Below are 16508 nucleotides of genomic sequence, written 5' to 3' on the forward strand. Positions count from 1 at the left end.
TTTCCGTCGAAAAATGTGGGAATGAACCACGTTTTTCCATCGAATAATGTGGGAGGCAACCACGTTTTTCCATCGAATAATGTGTGGGTTTAGGTCGGCATCTGGGGACGTTCTTTTTCTGCCGGCAGTTTGGGACACTCCTTGTTTTGGTGCAAATTAGTTACCCTTGCATCAGAAAACGGCGCCCGCCGGCGATGTTGCCGGCGGGCGCCGCGGTCGTGTAGGCGCTATTTGTTAAGTGCGTGCGTTCGAGCTCGCGTGCTACAGCGAGTCGATAAAGCGCTGCTGGGCGGCGCGACCGGCTTCGTTCCATTTAAAAACGCCGGCGTTGTCGAGCACGTGGCCAAACACCATACCGACCTCCTCGTGCAGGATGTCGATGGCGCTATCCGCCGTAAGCTCGTCGGCGCGGCGGGCAAAGACATCCTTGGCCCATGCGGCGTGGCTGCGGCAAAGGTCGTCGCCCTCGAGCGCGCTGGCAAGATCGTAGCTGGCATCGACCTTGGCCGCCAGCAGGTGCTCGCGGACAGCGCCAAGCTCGGGAACCAAGCGCGGCGGCAAAATGGCCAGGCCCATGACCTCGATCAAGCCGATGTTCTCTTTCTTGATGTGGTGGTACTCGGCATGCGGGTGAAATACGCCCAGCGGATGCTCGTCGGTTGTGATGTTGCAGCGAAGCGCCAGGTAGGCCTCGTAGATCTCGCCGCCGGCATTGCCGCGAGAGTCGACGCGGCGGATGACGGGCGTCACGGTGTTATGCGCCACGCCGTCGGCTGTGTGCGCGATGACGCCCACAGACTCATCGGTCCACTCGCGCCAGGCGAGGATAATCTTCTCGGCGGCGTCGAGCAGCTGGGCGCGGTCGTGCGAGCGCAGTCTCAGCACCGAGAGCGGCCACTGCAACACGGTGCCGCTGACCTGGTCAAAGCCGGGCACGTTAAACTGCGAGACCTCGGCGGCATGCATCATGGGGAACTCGTGCGCGCCGCCCTGGAAGTGGTCGTGCGACAGAATCGAGCCGCCCACGATGGGCAGGTCGGCGTTGGAGCCAATAAAGTAGTGCGGGAACAGGTCCACAAAATCGAACAGGCAGGTCAGTCCCTTACGGTCGACGTGCATCGGGCGATGTTCGGCGCTCATAGCAATGCAGTGCTCGTTAAAGTACGCGTACGGGCTGTACTGGAAGCCCCAGCGCTCGCCGTCGAGCTGGATGGGGATAACGCGCAGGTTCTGGCGAGCGGGATGGGCGCCGCCGTCGGCTGCGGCGGAGCGTCCAGGGTAGCCCTCGTTCTCGATGCACAGTTGACAGGCGGGATACTTCTCGCCCGTGTTCTTTGCGGCGCCGGCCGCGGCAATGTCGCGCGGGTCCTTCTCGGGCTTCGACAGGTTAATGGTGATTTCCAGGTCGCCCCAGTTGGTGGGGGTGCTCCATTTGATATTGCGCGCGATGGCGGCGCGGCGCACGTAACCGGCGTCACAGCACAGACCATAGAACCAGTCGGTCGCGGCGCGGGGTTCGTTGACGCCCATGCGTCCGTTGAACTCCTCGTTTACAACCGAAGGCCTCGGCATGAGCGCGCCCATGATGCGCATGGCGATGCGGTCGCGGCCCGACGCCGTGTCCTCGGCAGCGCCGTTGGCAACGGCGTCCTCGGAAAGCGCGGCAAGCGTGCCCTCCAGGTCAAAATTGGGGAGCGTATCGGGGTGCAAGAGCGAGAGCTTCTCGTTCTGCATCGCCCAAGCCATGTCGAGCGCAGGACCCGTGGCGCCGATGCACTCGAGAATGGTGTTGTAGGCCCAGATGCGGTCATCCTGTCCGATCATGGATCGATGGATGGCATACTCAATCAGGCCCTGCGCGGCCTCGCGCACATCAGTCATTACAGCCATGCCGCGTAAGCCCCCTTGTCAGAAATTGCGTAGTGGCGGGCAGAGCCCTCGCCCAGCCAGCCGTTCATCTTGGTGATGAAGGTGTCGACCAGGTCGAGCGGCACGAAGGCCTGGATGGTGCCACCAAAGCCGCCACCGTGGATGCGGACGGCACCGCGGCCGTCGAGCACATGCTCGGCCAGCGCCAAGGCATACATGGAAGGTTGCTCGGAGCCCAGTTTGGCGACGACATTCTGCAGGTACATGGCAGAGCTGGCACCGGACTCGCGCGTCAGGACTAGGAACTGGTCGATGTCGCCGGCGCTAAGGGCTGCCCAGCGCTTATCGACCAGGCCGTTCTCATACCAGTAGTGAACGGAGCGCAGGCAGGCACGGTCGCCCAGCTTGGCGCGTAGCTCAGGGAGCTTGGCGTCAAAATCCGCCACGTTTACCTCGCACAGGCGTGTCTTGCCAAACTCGGCGGCGACGTCCTGCATCTCGCGCGGAACGGCGGCGTAGTCGTCGGTAGCTGCCACATGGTCGGCGCCAACCTTAACGAGCACGAGCGCATAGCCGTGATCCTCAAAGTTGAGTTCGAGCTTCTGGGTTTTAGGCTGAGCCTGGTCCTCAAAGTCCATGTAGGCGAGGCCGCCCAAGCAAACGGCGGCCTGGTCCATCAGACCGCAGGGCTTGCCGTAATAGTTGTTCTCGGTGCGCTGGCTCATCTGGGCGAGCGCGACGGGCTCGATGGCGGGTGCGCCCCAGAGCGCCTCCATGGCACGACCGTACGCCGCCTCGACAGCAGCGGAGCTCGAAAGACCGCCGCCCGAGGGAACGGAGCAGGTGAAGGCGAAGTCGAAGCCCTGGGGCTCAACGCCCAGAGCGGCGATTTCGTGGGCCATGCCGCGGACGAGGCTTGCGGACGTGCCCTTCTCGGACTCCTGAACATCTAGCGTATCGAGCGTGATCTCAAAGGTAGGATAGCCCTCGTCGGCGACGCGGATCTTGTTGGAGTCGGTTGCCACGGCGATACCGTCAACGGCGACATCGAGCGAGCCGGCGATAACATGGCCTCCCTCGTGATCGGTGTGGTTGCCGCTGATCTCGGAACGGCCGGGTGCGTGCACGTAGAGCACCTGGCGGTCGCCGATGGGTCCAAACTCCTCCTCAAACAGCCTGGTGAGCATGGTGAGTGTCTTTTCGTCGGGGGTGGTCATGGGAGTCCTTTCCTTGGCGCGCACGGGTGAGTTTTGCGTCGCTATGAGTACGTTAACAACTTAAAGCGGCATGAACCAAGTGTTCACGATGCCGCACGTTACGGGCTATGTTAACGTACTCATAACACAACGCTTGACACTTTTTGAGAATCCGGTAGTCGGTAGAAATACAGCTGTGAACGGTACTGCCGTATGGACTTATAAAGCAGAAGAGATGCAGATAGAAAAAGTAGAGTACGTTAACATGCGTCCGACGATAGCGGGCCTCGGCGCGGGGTGTATTTCTGCCCGGGCCGGCATGCGCGCTATTCAGATCTCGCAAGGGTGAAGGTGGTTCTGTGGCAAGGCACTCGTCCAACGATACAGGTGCGCGTCCGGTCTCCATGGCCGACGTCGCCCGCGCTGCTGGCGTTTCGCAGCAGACGGTTTCGCGCGTCGCCAACGGCTTGCCCAACGTTAACGAGCAGACGCGCCAGCGCGTGCAGGCCGCTATGCAAGAGCTCGGTTTTCGTCCGAGTTATGCCGGCCGCTCGCTGCGCGACGGCCGTTACCATTCGGTCGGTCTGTGCGTCAACGATATCACCAAGTTTGGCAACCTCTCAATGATCGACGGCATCGCCAGCGCTGCTCGCGAGCATAATTGCGCCATCACGCTGGTCGAGATGTCCAAGACCGAGGAGTTTTCGCTTGCCGAGGCCACGCGTCGTATGGCTGCGCTGCCGGTGGACGGCATTATCATCGGCATGAGCCGCATGGCGCCCGATTTTGAGACGTTTGATCCGCTGCCGGGCATTGGCACGGTTATTGTTACCATGTACGCGCACCCGCGGGTGACCACGGTCGACTCCGACCATTACGGCTGCTCGCTCTTGCTTATGGATCATCTGTTTGAGCTGGGGCACGAGCAAATTCGCTATATTGGCGGCCCGTCGTTCTCGGTCGACGAGCAATTTCGTCGCGCCGGCTGGCAGGATGCGCTCGAGCATAAGCACATTAAGCCGCAGGCGCCGCTCGAGGGCGACTGGTCTGCCAACAGCGGCTACGAGGCCGGCAGGTACCTGGCCGAGCACGATCGCACCATGACGGCGATTTATGCGGCAAACGATCAGATGGCAAATGGCGCGATTGCCGCGCTGCGTGATAGCGGCCTGCGCGTGCCCGAGGACGTAAGCGTGGTGGGCGTCGACGATTCGCTCGACGACTTTGTCGCGCATAACGAGCTCACGACCGTTCGATTCAATTTACATCAGCGTGGACGCGAGGTGTTTGAGCACGCGGTTCCCGAGGCGGGTACGGCGGGCAAAACCGTTGCTATCCGTATTCCCGGCCAGCTCATTATTCGACATAGCACGGCGATGTCACGCTCATAGTTTGCGCAGGTAAACGACGATTTATCGTATTTCAATAACAATCGGTAAGGATGCCGGCAGATAACAGTTGGAATGCTGCCAAGTGCTATGATAGACAAGTTATTTTGTCTATCTAGGAGGCTTTGTCTGATGGAGATCACCAAGGATATCCGCTACATTGGCGTCGACGACCACGACATTGACCTGTTCGAGGGCCAGTACGATGTGTCCGAGAACGGTATGGCATACAACAGCTATGTTATCTTGGGCGATAAAATCGCTGTCGCCGATTCGGTCGACGGTGGTTTTGTCGACGAGTGGCTCGGCAACCTCGAGGCCGCGCTCGATGGCCGTACGCCCGACTACCTGGTCATCCATCATATGGAGCCTGATCACTCCGCCGGTATCGCCGCCTTTATGGAGCGCTATCCCCAGGCGCAGATTGTGGCCAGCATGGGTGCTTTCCGCATGATGGTCAACTACTTTGGCACCGACTTCCCCGAGCGCAAAATGGTTGTCAAAGAGGGCGATGTGCTCGACCTGGGCGGCCACAGCCTGACGTTTGTCGGTGCTCCCAATGTTCACTGGCCCGAGGTGCTCTTCTCCTATGAGGCCACCGACAAGGTGCTCTTTAGCGCCGACGGCTTTGGCAAGTTTGGCGCCAACGACATCGAGGATCCCGAGGGCTGGGCCTGCGAGGCTCGCCGCTACTACTTTGGCATCGTCGGTAAGTTCGGCAAGTTCGTGCAGGCCGTGCTCAAAAAGGCTGCCGATCTGGATATCCAGATCATCTGCCCGCTCCACGGTCCTGTCCTTACCGAGAATCTGGGCTATTACCTCGACACCTATAACACCTGGTCGAGCTACCAGCCCGAGGACGAGGGCATCACGATTGCCTATGCGAGCGTCTACGGCCATCTGAAGGCCGCCGTCGAGGAGCTCGCCGCAGCGCTCGAGGCTCGCGGCCAGAAGGTTTCCGTCTTTGACCTGGCTCGCGACGACATGGCCGAGGCCGTTGAGGATGCGTTCCGCTATGACCGCCTGGTGCTCGCCTCCATCACCTATCAGGGCGAGATCTTCCCATTCATGAGCACCTTTATCCACACGCTCGCCGAGCATGCCTACCAGAACCGCACCGTGGCGCTCGTCGAGGCCGGTTCCTGGGCGCCCACCGCTGCCAAGGTTATGACCAAGGAGCTCGAGGGCATGAAGGACATCACCCTGGCGCAGAACAAGGTGACCGTGCTGGGATCGCTCAACGACACATCGCGCGCCCAGATCGAGGCCCTCGCCGACGAGCTTTCCAAGTAGCGATATTTCGCTTTTAACGGGCAAAACCACCACAAAGGGGACAGGCCCTTTGTGGTGGTTTTTGTTTAAGCGCCGGCGATGATGAGGGCTGGACGTGCGCTGTCGGCGGCCTCGGCGATTGAGGTAGCGACGGCGGCGTCGGGGTCGCTGTCCATCACGATGGTGTCGACGTCGGCAAGCTCGGCAAAACGGTACATGCCGCGTCCGTTGACCTTACTGGCGTCCATGAGGGCGACGCTTTGACGGGCGGCACCGACCATAGCCGCTTTGGTCTCGGCCATCTGCGGAAAGTCGGTCGTAAAGCCGCAGCCGGGAACAAAAGCGCCAGGACACATGACGGCAAGGTCGGCGTGGACCATTTGGAGCGCCTGCATGGTAAGTGGGCCGTACAGATAGCGGTGGCCTTTGCGCAGTGCCCCGCCCAGCATGACGACATCGACCGAGGGCATGCTCTCGTCAATATAATCGGCGATGGTAATGTCGGCCGTGATAACGGTGATGCCGTCGCGCTGATCGAGGAGCCGGACGAATTCGAGCGCCGTGGTGCCCGAGTCGACGAGCAGCGTGTCGCCGTCATTAACGAGCTCGATGGCGCTTTGCGCGATGGCCTGCTTGGCGGCGACGTTGACATTGATGCGGCGATCTTGCGTGGAGACGGTCAGGCGTTTGTGGAGCGATACGGCACCACCATGTGTGCGACGCAGCTTGCCTGCCTCGGCGAGCGCGTCCAGGTCGGCGCGGGCGGTGACGGAGGACACGCCAAAGGTCTGGGCGATTTCTGCTACCTGCACCGAGGCGTTATGCTCGAGTATTTCCATAATGGCGGTACGGCGCTCGTCAGCAAAAGCACGGTTGGTAGCTTGGGCCATGTTTGCTCCATTCTCGGCTATATTTGCAGGAATTGTGTTGACTCTATTTTCGTTCATTTTCTTTTTGAGTAAGAAAACACCTTTCGATTACTTATCTTTTCTATAAAAGAAAGACGCTAAACGCTCAAAATTCAATATCGAACACGCCCACTCGGTTCCGATTCCTTCCGTTTACTTTTCAAAAACGACTGTATTGGCCTGCATGGACTCAATATCTCGCACGTGCAAAGCCGCTGAATTTCATACAATGAGCGCAGTAAAACGCAAGGTAAAACGCCTTGTGAACAACTACGCCCGATGTCCAGATGCGGGCGAGGGAGAGGAGCAAACGCTCATGGCACTTGTTACCACCGAAAAGATGCTCAAGGACGCTCAGGCCGGCCACTACGCCGTCGGCGCGTTCAACGTCGAGAACCTCGAGTTTGTTATGGCCGTTCTGGCCGCTGCCGAGGAGACCAAGTCCCCCGTCATCATGCAGACCACCCCGGGCACCATCAAGACCGCTGGTCTGGACTACTTCTACGGCATGGTGAAGGCCGCTGCCGAGCGCGCTTCCGTGCCCGTCGCTCTGCACCTCGATCACGGCGATGGCTATGACCGCTGCATGCAGGCTTTCCGCACGGGCTACACCTCCGTCATGATCGACGGCTCGCACGAGTCCTTTGAGGACAACATTGCCCTGACCAAGTCCGTCGCCGACGCTGGCCGCGCCATGGGCGTGCCCGTCGAGGCCGAGCTCGGCAAGGTTGGCGGCAAGGAGGACGACGGTCCCGCGGTTGAGGGCGAGAGCCCCTACACCGATCCTGCCGAGGCCAAGGAGTTCGTCGAGCGCACCGGCTGCACCTCGCTGGCCATTGGCGTTGGCACCAGCCACGGCGTGTACACGAGCGATCCGCACATCGAGCAGTCCGTGGTCAAGGCCATCCGCGACGCCGTCGACGTGCCGCTGGTTCTGCACGGCACTTCCGGTGTGCCCGATGAGCAGGTTGCCGAGGCTGTGAAGAACGGCATCTGCAAGGTTAACTACGCTACCGAGCTGCGTCAGGCCTACACCAAGGGCTTCATGGCCTACATGGCCGAGAACCCCGCCTGCTTCGATCCCAAGAAGCCGGCCAAGGAGGGCATGCGTGAGATCACCGAGCTGGTTAAGATCCGCATGACCAACCTCAACTCTGTGGGCAAAGCAGAGTAACAGCAAGGGTACTCTGATCCCACCGGGCCGTCTGGAAACGGAAAAGGGCCTATCTCTCAGAACGTCCTCGGACATGTCGGAAGCCCCGCTGCGCGCTACGCGCTGCGGGGCTTCCTCCGTCCTGCGGAATGTTCTGAGAGATAGGCCCTTTTCCGTTTCCGGACGGCCCTGCTCAATCGCCCTTGTGGCGTTGGGGCGGAATAGTGGTGCGCTAGGGACGCTTTGTTGGTGGGGGTTAGTATGCCCGGGCTTGGTTTGGGAATGACTTGTTTAGGGATGCTTGGAGCTTATCGAAGGATATTCGCAAGTTGAGATTCTGATCGGTTGAGCGTTTGGCTTTTGTGGTGGGGGAGTCGAGGAGGCCGTTTCTCTGTGTCGGAGGGAAGGAGAAAAGGTCTGCATGTTTTAGGGATGGCTGCTGTGCTGCGTCATTGGAAGAATGCATGCTTATGCGGCCTCCTCGATGTCCACCAAAAGGTTGCGCACGGGGTGTGCTGCTAGGTCCCGTTCGTTGGCAGTATTATGCCGCGGCTGCTGCAAAGAAGCACTAAAGAAAGGCTTAATCAGGTTTGTTATAACAGTGAAACTGCAGGTCAAAGGTATCGAATAACACTCTTGAAAGGTTTTGAGCTTAAGGGCTTTCTAAGGTTTGCGGCTCGGATGTGGCGCGGACGTGCGGAGCGTGTGAATGATCGCTGTTAGCGCTGCGGTGCGGCGGCGCGTACCTGTTCGATGACCTTTTCCATGGTGGCGTCGATGCGGTCTTTCTTGAGCTCACATTCCCAGACGGTGATGGGCGTCCAGCCCATTCGGGTAAGCGCGTCGATGGCGGCTCGGTCGCGCTCGACGTTGCGGCGAAACTTTGCCTCCCAAAACTCAACATTGCGCTTGGGCTGGCTCGGATTGCACTTAGGGCAGCGATGCCAAAAGCAGCCGTTGACGAAAATGGCGATCTTGCGCCCGGGAAAGGCGATGTCAGGCTTGCCGGGTACCTTCCATTCCAGACGGTATCCCGTAAGGCCCGCTGCCCGCAGGCGCTGGCGAACGAGCAGCTCGGGTTTGGTGTTGGCGCGCTTGTTGCCCTTCATGGACTTTTTTATAGCGGCGCGACGGCGCACCAGTTCGCGCTCGTCAGCGGAGAGGTCCGAGGTATCGATGCCGTCGAGCAGACCTGGTTTGGGACGCTTTTTGCTGCGGCGCTTAGGTGCGCGCTTGGGCTTGGTGACGGGTTTGTCGGCCGTGTTGGGCGTGGCGTCATCGGCGGCGCCGTTGGCCTCAAGCCGATCTTCCTTCAACTCAATCAGAGCATCGATAAGCCCTTTGTCGGCGGGCATCCACTCAACGGTGGCAAGCGAGGTGCGCGGAATCCAGCGGATATCGAGCTGGCGGTCGTGCTTCTGGGGCTCATCGGAGTCATCGGCGAGCGAGCAGTAGTAGCACTCCATGGAGAGATGAAAATCGGGGTAGTCGTACTCAACGGTATAGAAATCGCGCAGGTTGGTGACTTTTACCTGCAGCTCTTCTATGAGCTCGCGGCGTACGGCGTCCTCGGGCGTCTCGCCGCGCATGAGCTTGCCGCCGGGAAACTCCCAAAGTCCCCGCATGTCGCCATAGCCGCGCTGCACGGCAAGCAGCTCATCGGATCCTTCCTTGCGAATGATCCCAGCGGCAACATGAACAGTCTTCAACAGGAGTCCTCTCTCAGCATCAACACATGACAAGGCAGCTCATTTGGGTAGTCTTTTTGGGACGGGGCTTTTTTAGCTACCCTATGTCAAATGCGGCCTCATGCTTCGAAGGCTACGGATAGGGTAGCTAAAAAAGCCCCGTCCCAAAAAGACTACCCCTACCTTACGCAACGGTAAGGCAAGCGTAAGCGATATCGATGGTAGCCGACTCGGCTTCTTGCGACTATAGATGCCGTAGACTAATCGCAAGAAAGGACTCGGTATGCAAACCACGCACATGGCGACCCCGGTACTGGAAGTCGTGCATCTCGAAAAGGTATACGGAGCGCTGGGCAACGTGACCCGCGCGCTCAACGACGTCAGCTTTACCGTCAACCGCGGCGAATTCGTTGGCATCATGGGCGCTTCGGGCTCGGGCAAGTCGACGTTGCTCAACTGCGTGTCGACCATCGATAGTGCCACAAGTGGCACGATCCGCATCAACGGCCAGGACGTGACGCGCATGAAGCAGGTTAAGCTTTCGCAGTTCCGCCGCGAGGAGCTCGGCTTTATCTTCCAGGACTCCAACCTGCTCGATACGCTCACGGCACGCGAGAACATCGCCCTGCCGCTCACCATCGCCCGCACAAACTCGGCAGAGATCTCGACCCGCGTGCAGGATGTGGCAGCGCGCCTGTCCATCAGTCAGGTGCTCGACAAGTATCCCTACCAGATGTCCGGCGGTCAGCAGCAGCGCGTTGCCGCGGCTCGCGCGCTCGTCACCGACCCCACCATGATCATGGCCGACGAGCCCACCGGCGCCCTCGATTCCAAGAGCGCTCGCCTGCTGCTCGAGAGCCTGGAGGCCCTTAACCGCCGCCTGCGCGCCACCGTGCTCATGGTCACGCACGACAGCTTTGCCGCCAGCTACACGAGCCGTGTGCTGTTTATTCGCGACGGCAAGATCTTCACCGAGCTGCGCCGCGGAGACACCGGCCGCCGCGAGTTCTTCGACCGCATTATGGAGGTCGTTGCCATGATGGGCGGTGAGGGCTCCGATGCTCTGTAAACTCGCTTGGGGCAACGTCCGCCGCGCCGGCCGCGACTACCTCGTCTACCTTTTGACGCTCACCCTGGGCGTCACGGTCTTCTATGCCTTTAACACCATCTCGATGCAGGTCGACATCGCCGGAATCGATGAAGAGGGCTTGGCGCAGGTTATGGGCAGCATGCTCGGCTACCTGACGTACTTTTTGGCCGGTGTCATGGCCTTTTTGATGGTGTATGCCAATAACTTCATTATGAAACGCCGCAAGAAGGAGTTTGGCCTGTACCAGGTGCTCGGTATGGGGCGCGGGCGCGTCGCCACGATCATGGCGCTCGAGACCGTGATAGTATCGGTTGTGGCCTTTGTCGCCGGCATTGTGCTGGGTGTGGGACTCTCCCAGCTCATGACGTTCTTTACGGCCTCGCTCTTTAAGACACAGATCGCCAATTTCCACTTCTTTTTCTCGGTGCATGCGTTCAACCTGACCCTTGCCTGCATGCTCGTAATGTTTGTGCTCACGCTACTGCTGAACCTTCGCGCCGTGCGTCGTACCAAACTCATCGAGCTTATGGGTGCCGAGCGTCGCAACGAGAGCATCAAGACACGCAGCCCCTGGATCGCGATTGTCATCTTTGTCGTGGGCGTGGTGCTTGTGGGCGTGGCCTATTACCGTCTGCTACGTGATGGGTTCCCGCTAACCGCGACGGACAGCAAGCTGCAAGAGGCCATGAACCAGTTTGGCATTACGACCGCTATGGTTACCGTGGGCACCTTTGCCCTGTTCTGGGGACTCTCGGGCATGCTTATCAAGCTGCTGCAGAGCCTGCGCGGCGTGTATTGGCGCGGCCTCAACATGTTTATCGTGCGCCAGCTTGCGGCCAAGGTCAACACGGTGTGCTTTTCGATGGGCGTCATCGCGATGCTCCTGTTTTTGGCCATCACCTCGGTGACGTGCGGTATGTCGATTGCCAATGTGATGAACGAGAATCTGGAGCGCTATACGCCGGCCGATATGTCGCAGACGTATGTCTATTACACGCCCGATACGCTCGGCTACTACAAGGAGTATGTCAATCCGTCTGAGGCCGATCGCATGGTGCTGGCCGATACAACGGTCGATTTGTACCCCGCATGGCACGGTAAGGACAAGTCGGCGGACAACAACGACGAGACCGGCAAGAAGGTCAATATCGCCGATGTTGCCGGTGAGCATGTGCAGATCGATTCGTATCTAAGTTACCCGTTTGGCGGTTCGAGCCCTTCGGTGTCTGCGGGTGAGATGTGCAAGACCATGGGCGAAAAGCTTCCCAAGGCGTTCGGGGGTAGCAAGCCCGATGCGATAGGTCTGTTTGTGACGCCGGCGAGCCAGTACAACAAGCTGCGTCAGATGATGGGCGAGGAGCCGGTGAGCATTGGTCGCGACCAGTACTTGCTTACGTGTGATATGGGCGGTGAGCTGATCGACCTGTACACCAAGTATATGGCCGGCGGCCATGCCCTTACCTTGGGCGGGCATACGCTCAAGCCCGCAACCGATAAGTCGGACGAGGACACGGCGGCCATCGCCAACTCGGCGATGGGCAGTAATCCGGGTACCGTCGTCGTTGCCGACGAGCTGTTGTCCCAACTCAATCTGCAGCCGTATTCCAGTAGCCTGCTCGTTAACTACAAACAGGGGATGGATACGACCGAGGCAGACGAGAGCATTGAATACACTGTGCTCGACAATCTGCTCGTTGACGGCAAGGAGCCGGGATCGTGGGGAATCTTCATCACACGCTCAGAGATGTACGCGCAAGCAGCGCAAATGAACGGTCTTATTAGCTACCTAGCCATCTACATCGGCTTTGTATTGGTCGTTGCATGCGCGGCGATTCTGTCGATCCAGCAACTCTCCAACGTGGCCGACGGCAGCCGCAGCTATCGTGTGCTGGCACAGATCGGCTGCGACGACCGCCAGATTCGCCATTCGGTGATGGCGCAGCAAGCGGTATTCTTCCTGTTCCCGCTGGCAGTGGGTCTGGCGCACTCCTTTGTGGCACTTAAGGTGATTATCGAGCTGGTGAGCATATTCGGAAATATGAGCATCGGCGGCACCGTGGGCCTCACCTGTGCAATCTTCCTGGCAGCATACGGTGGCTACTTCTTGGTGACCTACCTTATGAGTACCGGAATGGTGCGAGCAGCCATAGCCACCCGCTACAGCGAGTAACTCACCCAGTTTGGAATCATTGTAGGTTGAGCATAGGTCAGCGAAAGCGCCCCTAAGCGAGTAAGGTGACGTGAAAGAGGAGGGAAGCGTACTTTTGTACGCGACCGACGATTGAACGTCAGATTGCTCGCTCAGGGGCGCTTGCAGCGTCGAGCCGTTACGCGGTTTGGTAAAACCGCGTAACCCTTCCTTCGCGGCGGTTATTTGCCTATCTGGTGCGTCTCGGATGCAAGTGAGTAGACTTATTTAGATATGCCGAGCACATCGCGATAAATGTTCAATAAAATCGCAGGTCAGAGCCGCGGCGTTTTGGGCTGTGCTCGACCTCCTGCAAAAAGTCTACTCACTTGGTCTTACTGCTAGAAGACCGCCGCAAGGGAAAGCAGCTCTCTTGCGGCGGCTGGCGTTTGCCCAGATAAAACCTACCAAAATAAACCTGTCCCTTTTTGGCAGGTTAACGCTTCCAAAAGTGGAGGATGAGCGTGGTGCGGTTTTGCTGCTCGGTTTTGACCAGGATGTTGTGGATGTGGGTCTTGACGGTGCCAACGGCAAGGAATAGCTCGTCAGCAATCTCTTGGTTCGACTTGCCCAGCACAACCAGACGCAAAACCTCGGCCTCGCGGTTGGAGAGCCTGTAGGCGTTGCGATAGAAGGGCATTTGCTCTTCGATGTGTCGATCAAGATCGTTGACGTTCTTTTCCTCGGGCGCCTTCTCCATGCGAATTGAAAGCACGTGGTATGAGTAGATGATCAGCAGAATCGCAAAGTAGCACGCAAAGACGTTCTCGCTAAAGTTGCGCTCGGATAGATAAAGCTGCAGCCAAGAGGGTGCCAGACTCATGGGGATGACAAGGATGTTGTAGAAATCTTCGGCAACGATGCAACCGACCAGAATAGCGCCGATAATCAGGTGCTTTCGCTGGTTGTTAACGCGTGCCTTCAGCTCAACCTCCGTACTTTTATGAGCCGTCCAAAAGATATACAGTCCCACAAAGAGAAGGAATACCTGACGCATCGTGTAGTAGAGCCACTGACGCATGGGGCCGGAGGGGACAGCGACGATAGTCAGCGACTCTAACAGCAAAAACGTTAAGACGGGGATAGTGAACTGCTTTTTTGAATGCTTATCGAGCAAGTCCATGGCAATCAGCCAAATAAAAGCCTGTGAAGTGGTCGCCACAAGGGTCCGAAACGCAGGCATGGTAATTGCGTAATAGTCGCTGGCCGGAAAAGTCTCGTTTTGCAACGTGTATTCAAAAAAGAAGATCTCGGTCATCTCGATGGCGTAGCAAATAAATACGCCGCTGCCATAGATAAAGAAGCGTCGATGGGACGAGGCGTAGGCGGCAAGCGAAAGCACTGCCGTCACAATACAGATTACGAGTATCGCTAAGGTATAGAAGAACATGAGCGTGTCCATTTGTCACCGTCCTGTCTCATTTAAACTCTTATGGAGCCCGCTATATCCCACGGGTATACTTGTCTCAGCCGGTCGTTCCATTGCGGATTAGACGCCAGACATAGCATAGCCGTATACCGTTCGCGGTTCCAGACGGTAAACCCCCTGCAAGCCCGCTGCCTGCGGGTTTATATTGGTTTATAGAGGGTGTAACTCCGTGAACGGTCTTTAATCCCGAATAAACTAGGTAAAAATTGCACACGGGTGAATGATGGTCTTGTCAACACGAGGTGTGATGTACGAGCGCCTCACAGTAAATAAGTCGGCAAGACCGGCGGAAAGGAAATCGATATGGCACTGCCTAAGGATTTCATCGACACCAACGACTTCACCAAAGAGCAGATCCTGGCTATCGAGGATCTTGGCCTAGCAATGAAGAAGGCCATCAAGGTTGACGGTTATTATCCGCACCTGCTCCGCAACCAGAGCCTTGGCATGATCTTCCAGCAGGTCTCCACCCGCACCCGTCTTTCCTTCGAGACCGCTATGACCGACCTCGGCGGCCATGCTCAGTTCTATGGCCCTGGCACCATCCAGCTCGGCGGTCACGAGTCCCTGGGCGACACCGCTCGCGTTATGGGCTCGCTGCTCGACATCATGATGGCTCGCGTTGACCGTCACAAGGACGTCGTCGGCCTCGCCGAGGGCTCCGCTGTGCCCGTCATCAACGGCATGTCCGAGTTCAACCATCCCACGCAGGAGATGGGCGACCTCATGACCATGCTCGAGAACCTCCCCGAGGGCAAGAAGATCGAGGACTGCACCCTGGCCTTCATCGGCGATGCCACCCAGGTCTGCGTCTCCCTCATGTTCATCGCCTCCAAGGTCGGCATGAAGTTTGTCCAGTTTGGACCTAAGGGCCACCAGATCCCCGACGGCGGCCTGCACGTTGGCACCGCCGAGGAGCGCGCCGAGTTCGGCAAGCAGATGATGGCCATCGCCGAGGAGAACTGCAAGGTCTCCGGCGGCTCGGTTGTCATCTCTGACGACATCGAGTGCATCAAGGGCGCCGACTTCATCTACACCGACGTGTGGTATGGCCTGTACGACGAGGAGGTCTCGGGCGAGAACTACATGGACGTGTTCTATCCCAAGTATCAGGTCACCATGGACATGATGAACTTCGCCGGCCCCAACTCCAAGTTCATGCACTGCCTGCCGGCCACCCGTGGCGAGGAAGTCGTCGACGAGGTCATGGACGATCCCGAGCGCTCCCTGTGCTGGGTCGAGGCCGAGAACCGCAAGCACTCCATCCGTGCTCTCCTTGCCGCCCTGGGCAAGCGCACTCCGCTCAACGACGAGGGTGTCGAGTACTCCGCCAAGGCTGAGCTCCACGCCGCTCTCGAGGCTCTCGAGCAGCTCTAAGCCTCAAGGCTTCTAAAAGCATGTTTGCGGGCGGTGGATGCTCGTCTCCTGTCGCCCGCTCACCGAGGCCCAAGCAATTGCCTTAATACCTTAGGGCCTCGAATCTGTCCAAGACTGAGCAAAGGATTAAATATGAGTGACGGAAAGAAAAAGCTTTCCTTCCTGACGGTCATTTCGACCATCATCTGCGTCGTCTTCGTTTGCGAGGCCGCCGCTCCTGCTGCTGCCATTGGCAACCAGCAGTTCTTCTGGTGGATCTTCCTGATCCTGACCTTCCTGCTCCCTTACGGCATGGTCGTCGCCGAGCTCGGCACCACCTATGACGGCGAGGGCGGCATTTACGACTGGGTACGCGATGGCCTGGGCGACAAGTGGGGCGCCCGCATTTCGTACTACTACTGGGTCAACTACCCGCTGTGGATCGCCTCGCTGGCGACCATGTTCCCCGACATCCTGGGCATGGTCTTTGGCGTCGAGTTCAACCTGATCGCCAAGATGGGCATCGAGCTCGCCTTCGTGTGGATCGTCTACCTCATGGGCCGCTCCAAGGCGGCCGACTCCGAGTGGGTCCTCAACGGTGGCGCCCTGATCAAGGTCGCCGTTGCCGTCATCGTCGGCGCCCTGGGCATCTGGTATGCCATGGAGAACGGTTTCGCGAGCGACATGTCCGCCGCCACCTTCCTGCCCGAGCTCACCAACACCAACGCCCTGGGCTACCTGTCCATCATCATCTTCAACTTCATGGGCTTCGAGGTTATCTGCACCATGACCGATGATATGGCCGATCCCGCTCGCGATATCCCCAAGGCTATCGTCGTCGGTGGCGTGGCTATTGCCGTCATCTACCTGTTCGCTGGCTTCGGCATCGGCGCCGCCATCCCGGCCGACTCCATCGACCCCGACTACGGCATGATCTTCGCAGTCCAGACCATGGTGGGCGATTCCGTGCT

General features: G+C 58.7%; 12 protein-coding genes. 7 read left to right on the top strand and 5 right to left on the bottom strand.

The window, feature by feature from the left end; translation table 11 throughout:
* Positions 1 to 261: 261 nt before the first annotated feature.
* On the bottom strand, positions 262 to 1890 hold the full coding sequence (locus ACTQ48_RS05115) for a UDP-glucose--hexose-1-phosphate uridylyltransferase (protein ID WP_441570298.1): 1629 nt from the start codon (positions 1888 to 1890) through the stop codon (positions 262 to 264).
* Positions 1881 to 3086 carry a galactokinase gene (locus ACTQ48_RS05120; RefSeq protein ID WP_441570299.1) on the bottom strand — a complete coding sequence of 402 codons (1206 nt, stop codon included), beginning with the start codon at positions 3084 to 3086 and terminating at the stop codon, positions 1881 to 1883. The genes ACTQ48_RS05115 and ACTQ48_RS05120 overlap by 10 nt, the downstream gene beginning before the upstream one ends.
* A 383-nt stretch (positions 3087 to 3469) precedes the next feature.
* On the opposite strand from ACTQ48_RS05120, the gene ACTQ48_RS05125 reads away from it, so the two are divergent.
* Positions 3470 to 4456: a LacI family DNA-binding transcriptional regulator gene (locus ACTQ48_RS05125; protein ID WP_441570307.1), complete on the top strand. Its 987-nt coding sequence runs from the start codon at positions 3470 to 3472 to the stop codon at positions 4454 to 4456.
* 129 nt (positions 4457 to 4585) lie between these two features.
* Complete coding sequence (locus ACTQ48_RS05130; protein ID WP_441063005.1) at positions 4586 to 5746, top strand: FprA family A-type flavoprotein; 1161 nt, start codon at positions 4586 to 4588, stop codon at positions 5744 to 5746.
* Positions 5747 to 5811: 65 nt separating this feature from the next.
* On the opposite strand, the gene ACTQ48_RS05135 is transcribed toward ACTQ48_RS05130, so the two are convergent.
* Positions 5812 to 6615, bottom strand: coding sequence for a DeoR/GlpR family DNA-binding transcription regulator (locus tag ACTQ48_RS05135; RefSeq protein WP_441570300.1), 804 nt, complete (start codon positions 6613 to 6615; stop codon positions 5812 to 5814).
* A gap of 334 nt (positions 6616 to 6949) precedes the next feature.
* Here ACTQ48_RS05135 and ACTQ48_RS05140 point away from each other — a divergent pair, with 334 nt between their 5' ends.
* Positions 6950 to 7807 (top strand): class II fructose-bisphosphate aldolase, encoded by an 858-nt coding sequence (locus ACTQ48_RS05140; protein ID WP_022095149.1) that lies wholly within the window; start codon positions 6950 to 6952, stop codon positions 7805 to 7807.
* 698 nt (positions 7808 to 8505) lie between these two features.
* Here ACTQ48_RS05140 and vsr read toward each other — a convergent pair.
* Positions 8506 to 9495 (bottom strand): DNA mismatch endonuclease Vsr, encoded by a 990-nt coding sequence (gene vsr / locus ACTQ48_RS05145; RefSeq protein WP_441570301.1) that lies wholly within the window; start codon positions 9493 to 9495, stop codon positions 8506 to 8508.
* A 262-nt stretch (positions 9496 to 9757) separates the two neighbouring features.
* On the opposite strand from vsr, the gene ACTQ48_RS05150 reads away from it, so the two are divergent.
* Together ACTQ48_RS05150 and ACTQ48_RS05155 are read left to right on the top strand one after the other, a co-directional pair.
* Entirely contained in the window at positions 9758 to 10543 is a 786-nt protein-coding gene (locus ACTQ48_RS05150) for an ABC transporter ATP-binding protein (protein ID WP_441570302.1), read from the top strand.
* Positions 10533 to 12734 carry an FtsX-like permease family protein gene (locus ACTQ48_RS05155; protein ID WP_441570303.1) on the top strand — a complete coding sequence of 734 codons (2202 nt, stop codon included), beginning with the start codon at positions 10533 to 10535 and terminating at the stop codon, positions 12732 to 12734. Before ACTQ48_RS05150 ends, ACTQ48_RS05155 begins: the two co-directional genes overlap by 11 nt.
* A gap of 454 nt (positions 12735 to 13188) precedes the next feature.
* Here ACTQ48_RS05155 and ACTQ48_RS05160 read toward each other — a convergent pair whose 3' ends face one another.
* Positions 13189 to 14154, bottom strand: a complete 966-nt coding sequence (locus ACTQ48_RS05160) for a response regulator transcription factor (protein WP_441570304.1) — start codon at positions 14152 to 14154, stop codon at positions 13189 to 13191.
* Between the two features lie 330 nt (positions 14155 to 14484).
* On the opposite strand from ACTQ48_RS05160, the gene ptcA reads away from it, so the two are divergent.
* Together ptcA and ACTQ48_RS05170 are read left to right on the top strand one after the other, a co-directional pair.
* Positions 14485 to 15558, top strand: coding sequence for a putrescine carbamoyltransferase (ptcA, locus tag ACTQ48_RS05165; protein WP_154514956.1), 1074 nt, complete (start codon positions 14485 to 14487; stop codon positions 15556 to 15558).
* A gap of 132 nt (positions 15559 to 15690) precedes the next feature.
* A partial coding sequence (locus ACTQ48_RS05170) for an APC family permease (protein ID WP_441570305.1) occupies positions 15691 to 16508 on the top strand: 818 nt, incomplete at its 3' end.

The organism is Collinsella sp. Sow4_E3 (genome assembly GCF_052116285.1).
In the GTDB taxonomy this organism is placed as follows: domain Bacteria; phylum Actinomycetota; class Coriobacteriia; order Coriobacteriales; family Coriobacteriaceae; genus Collinsella.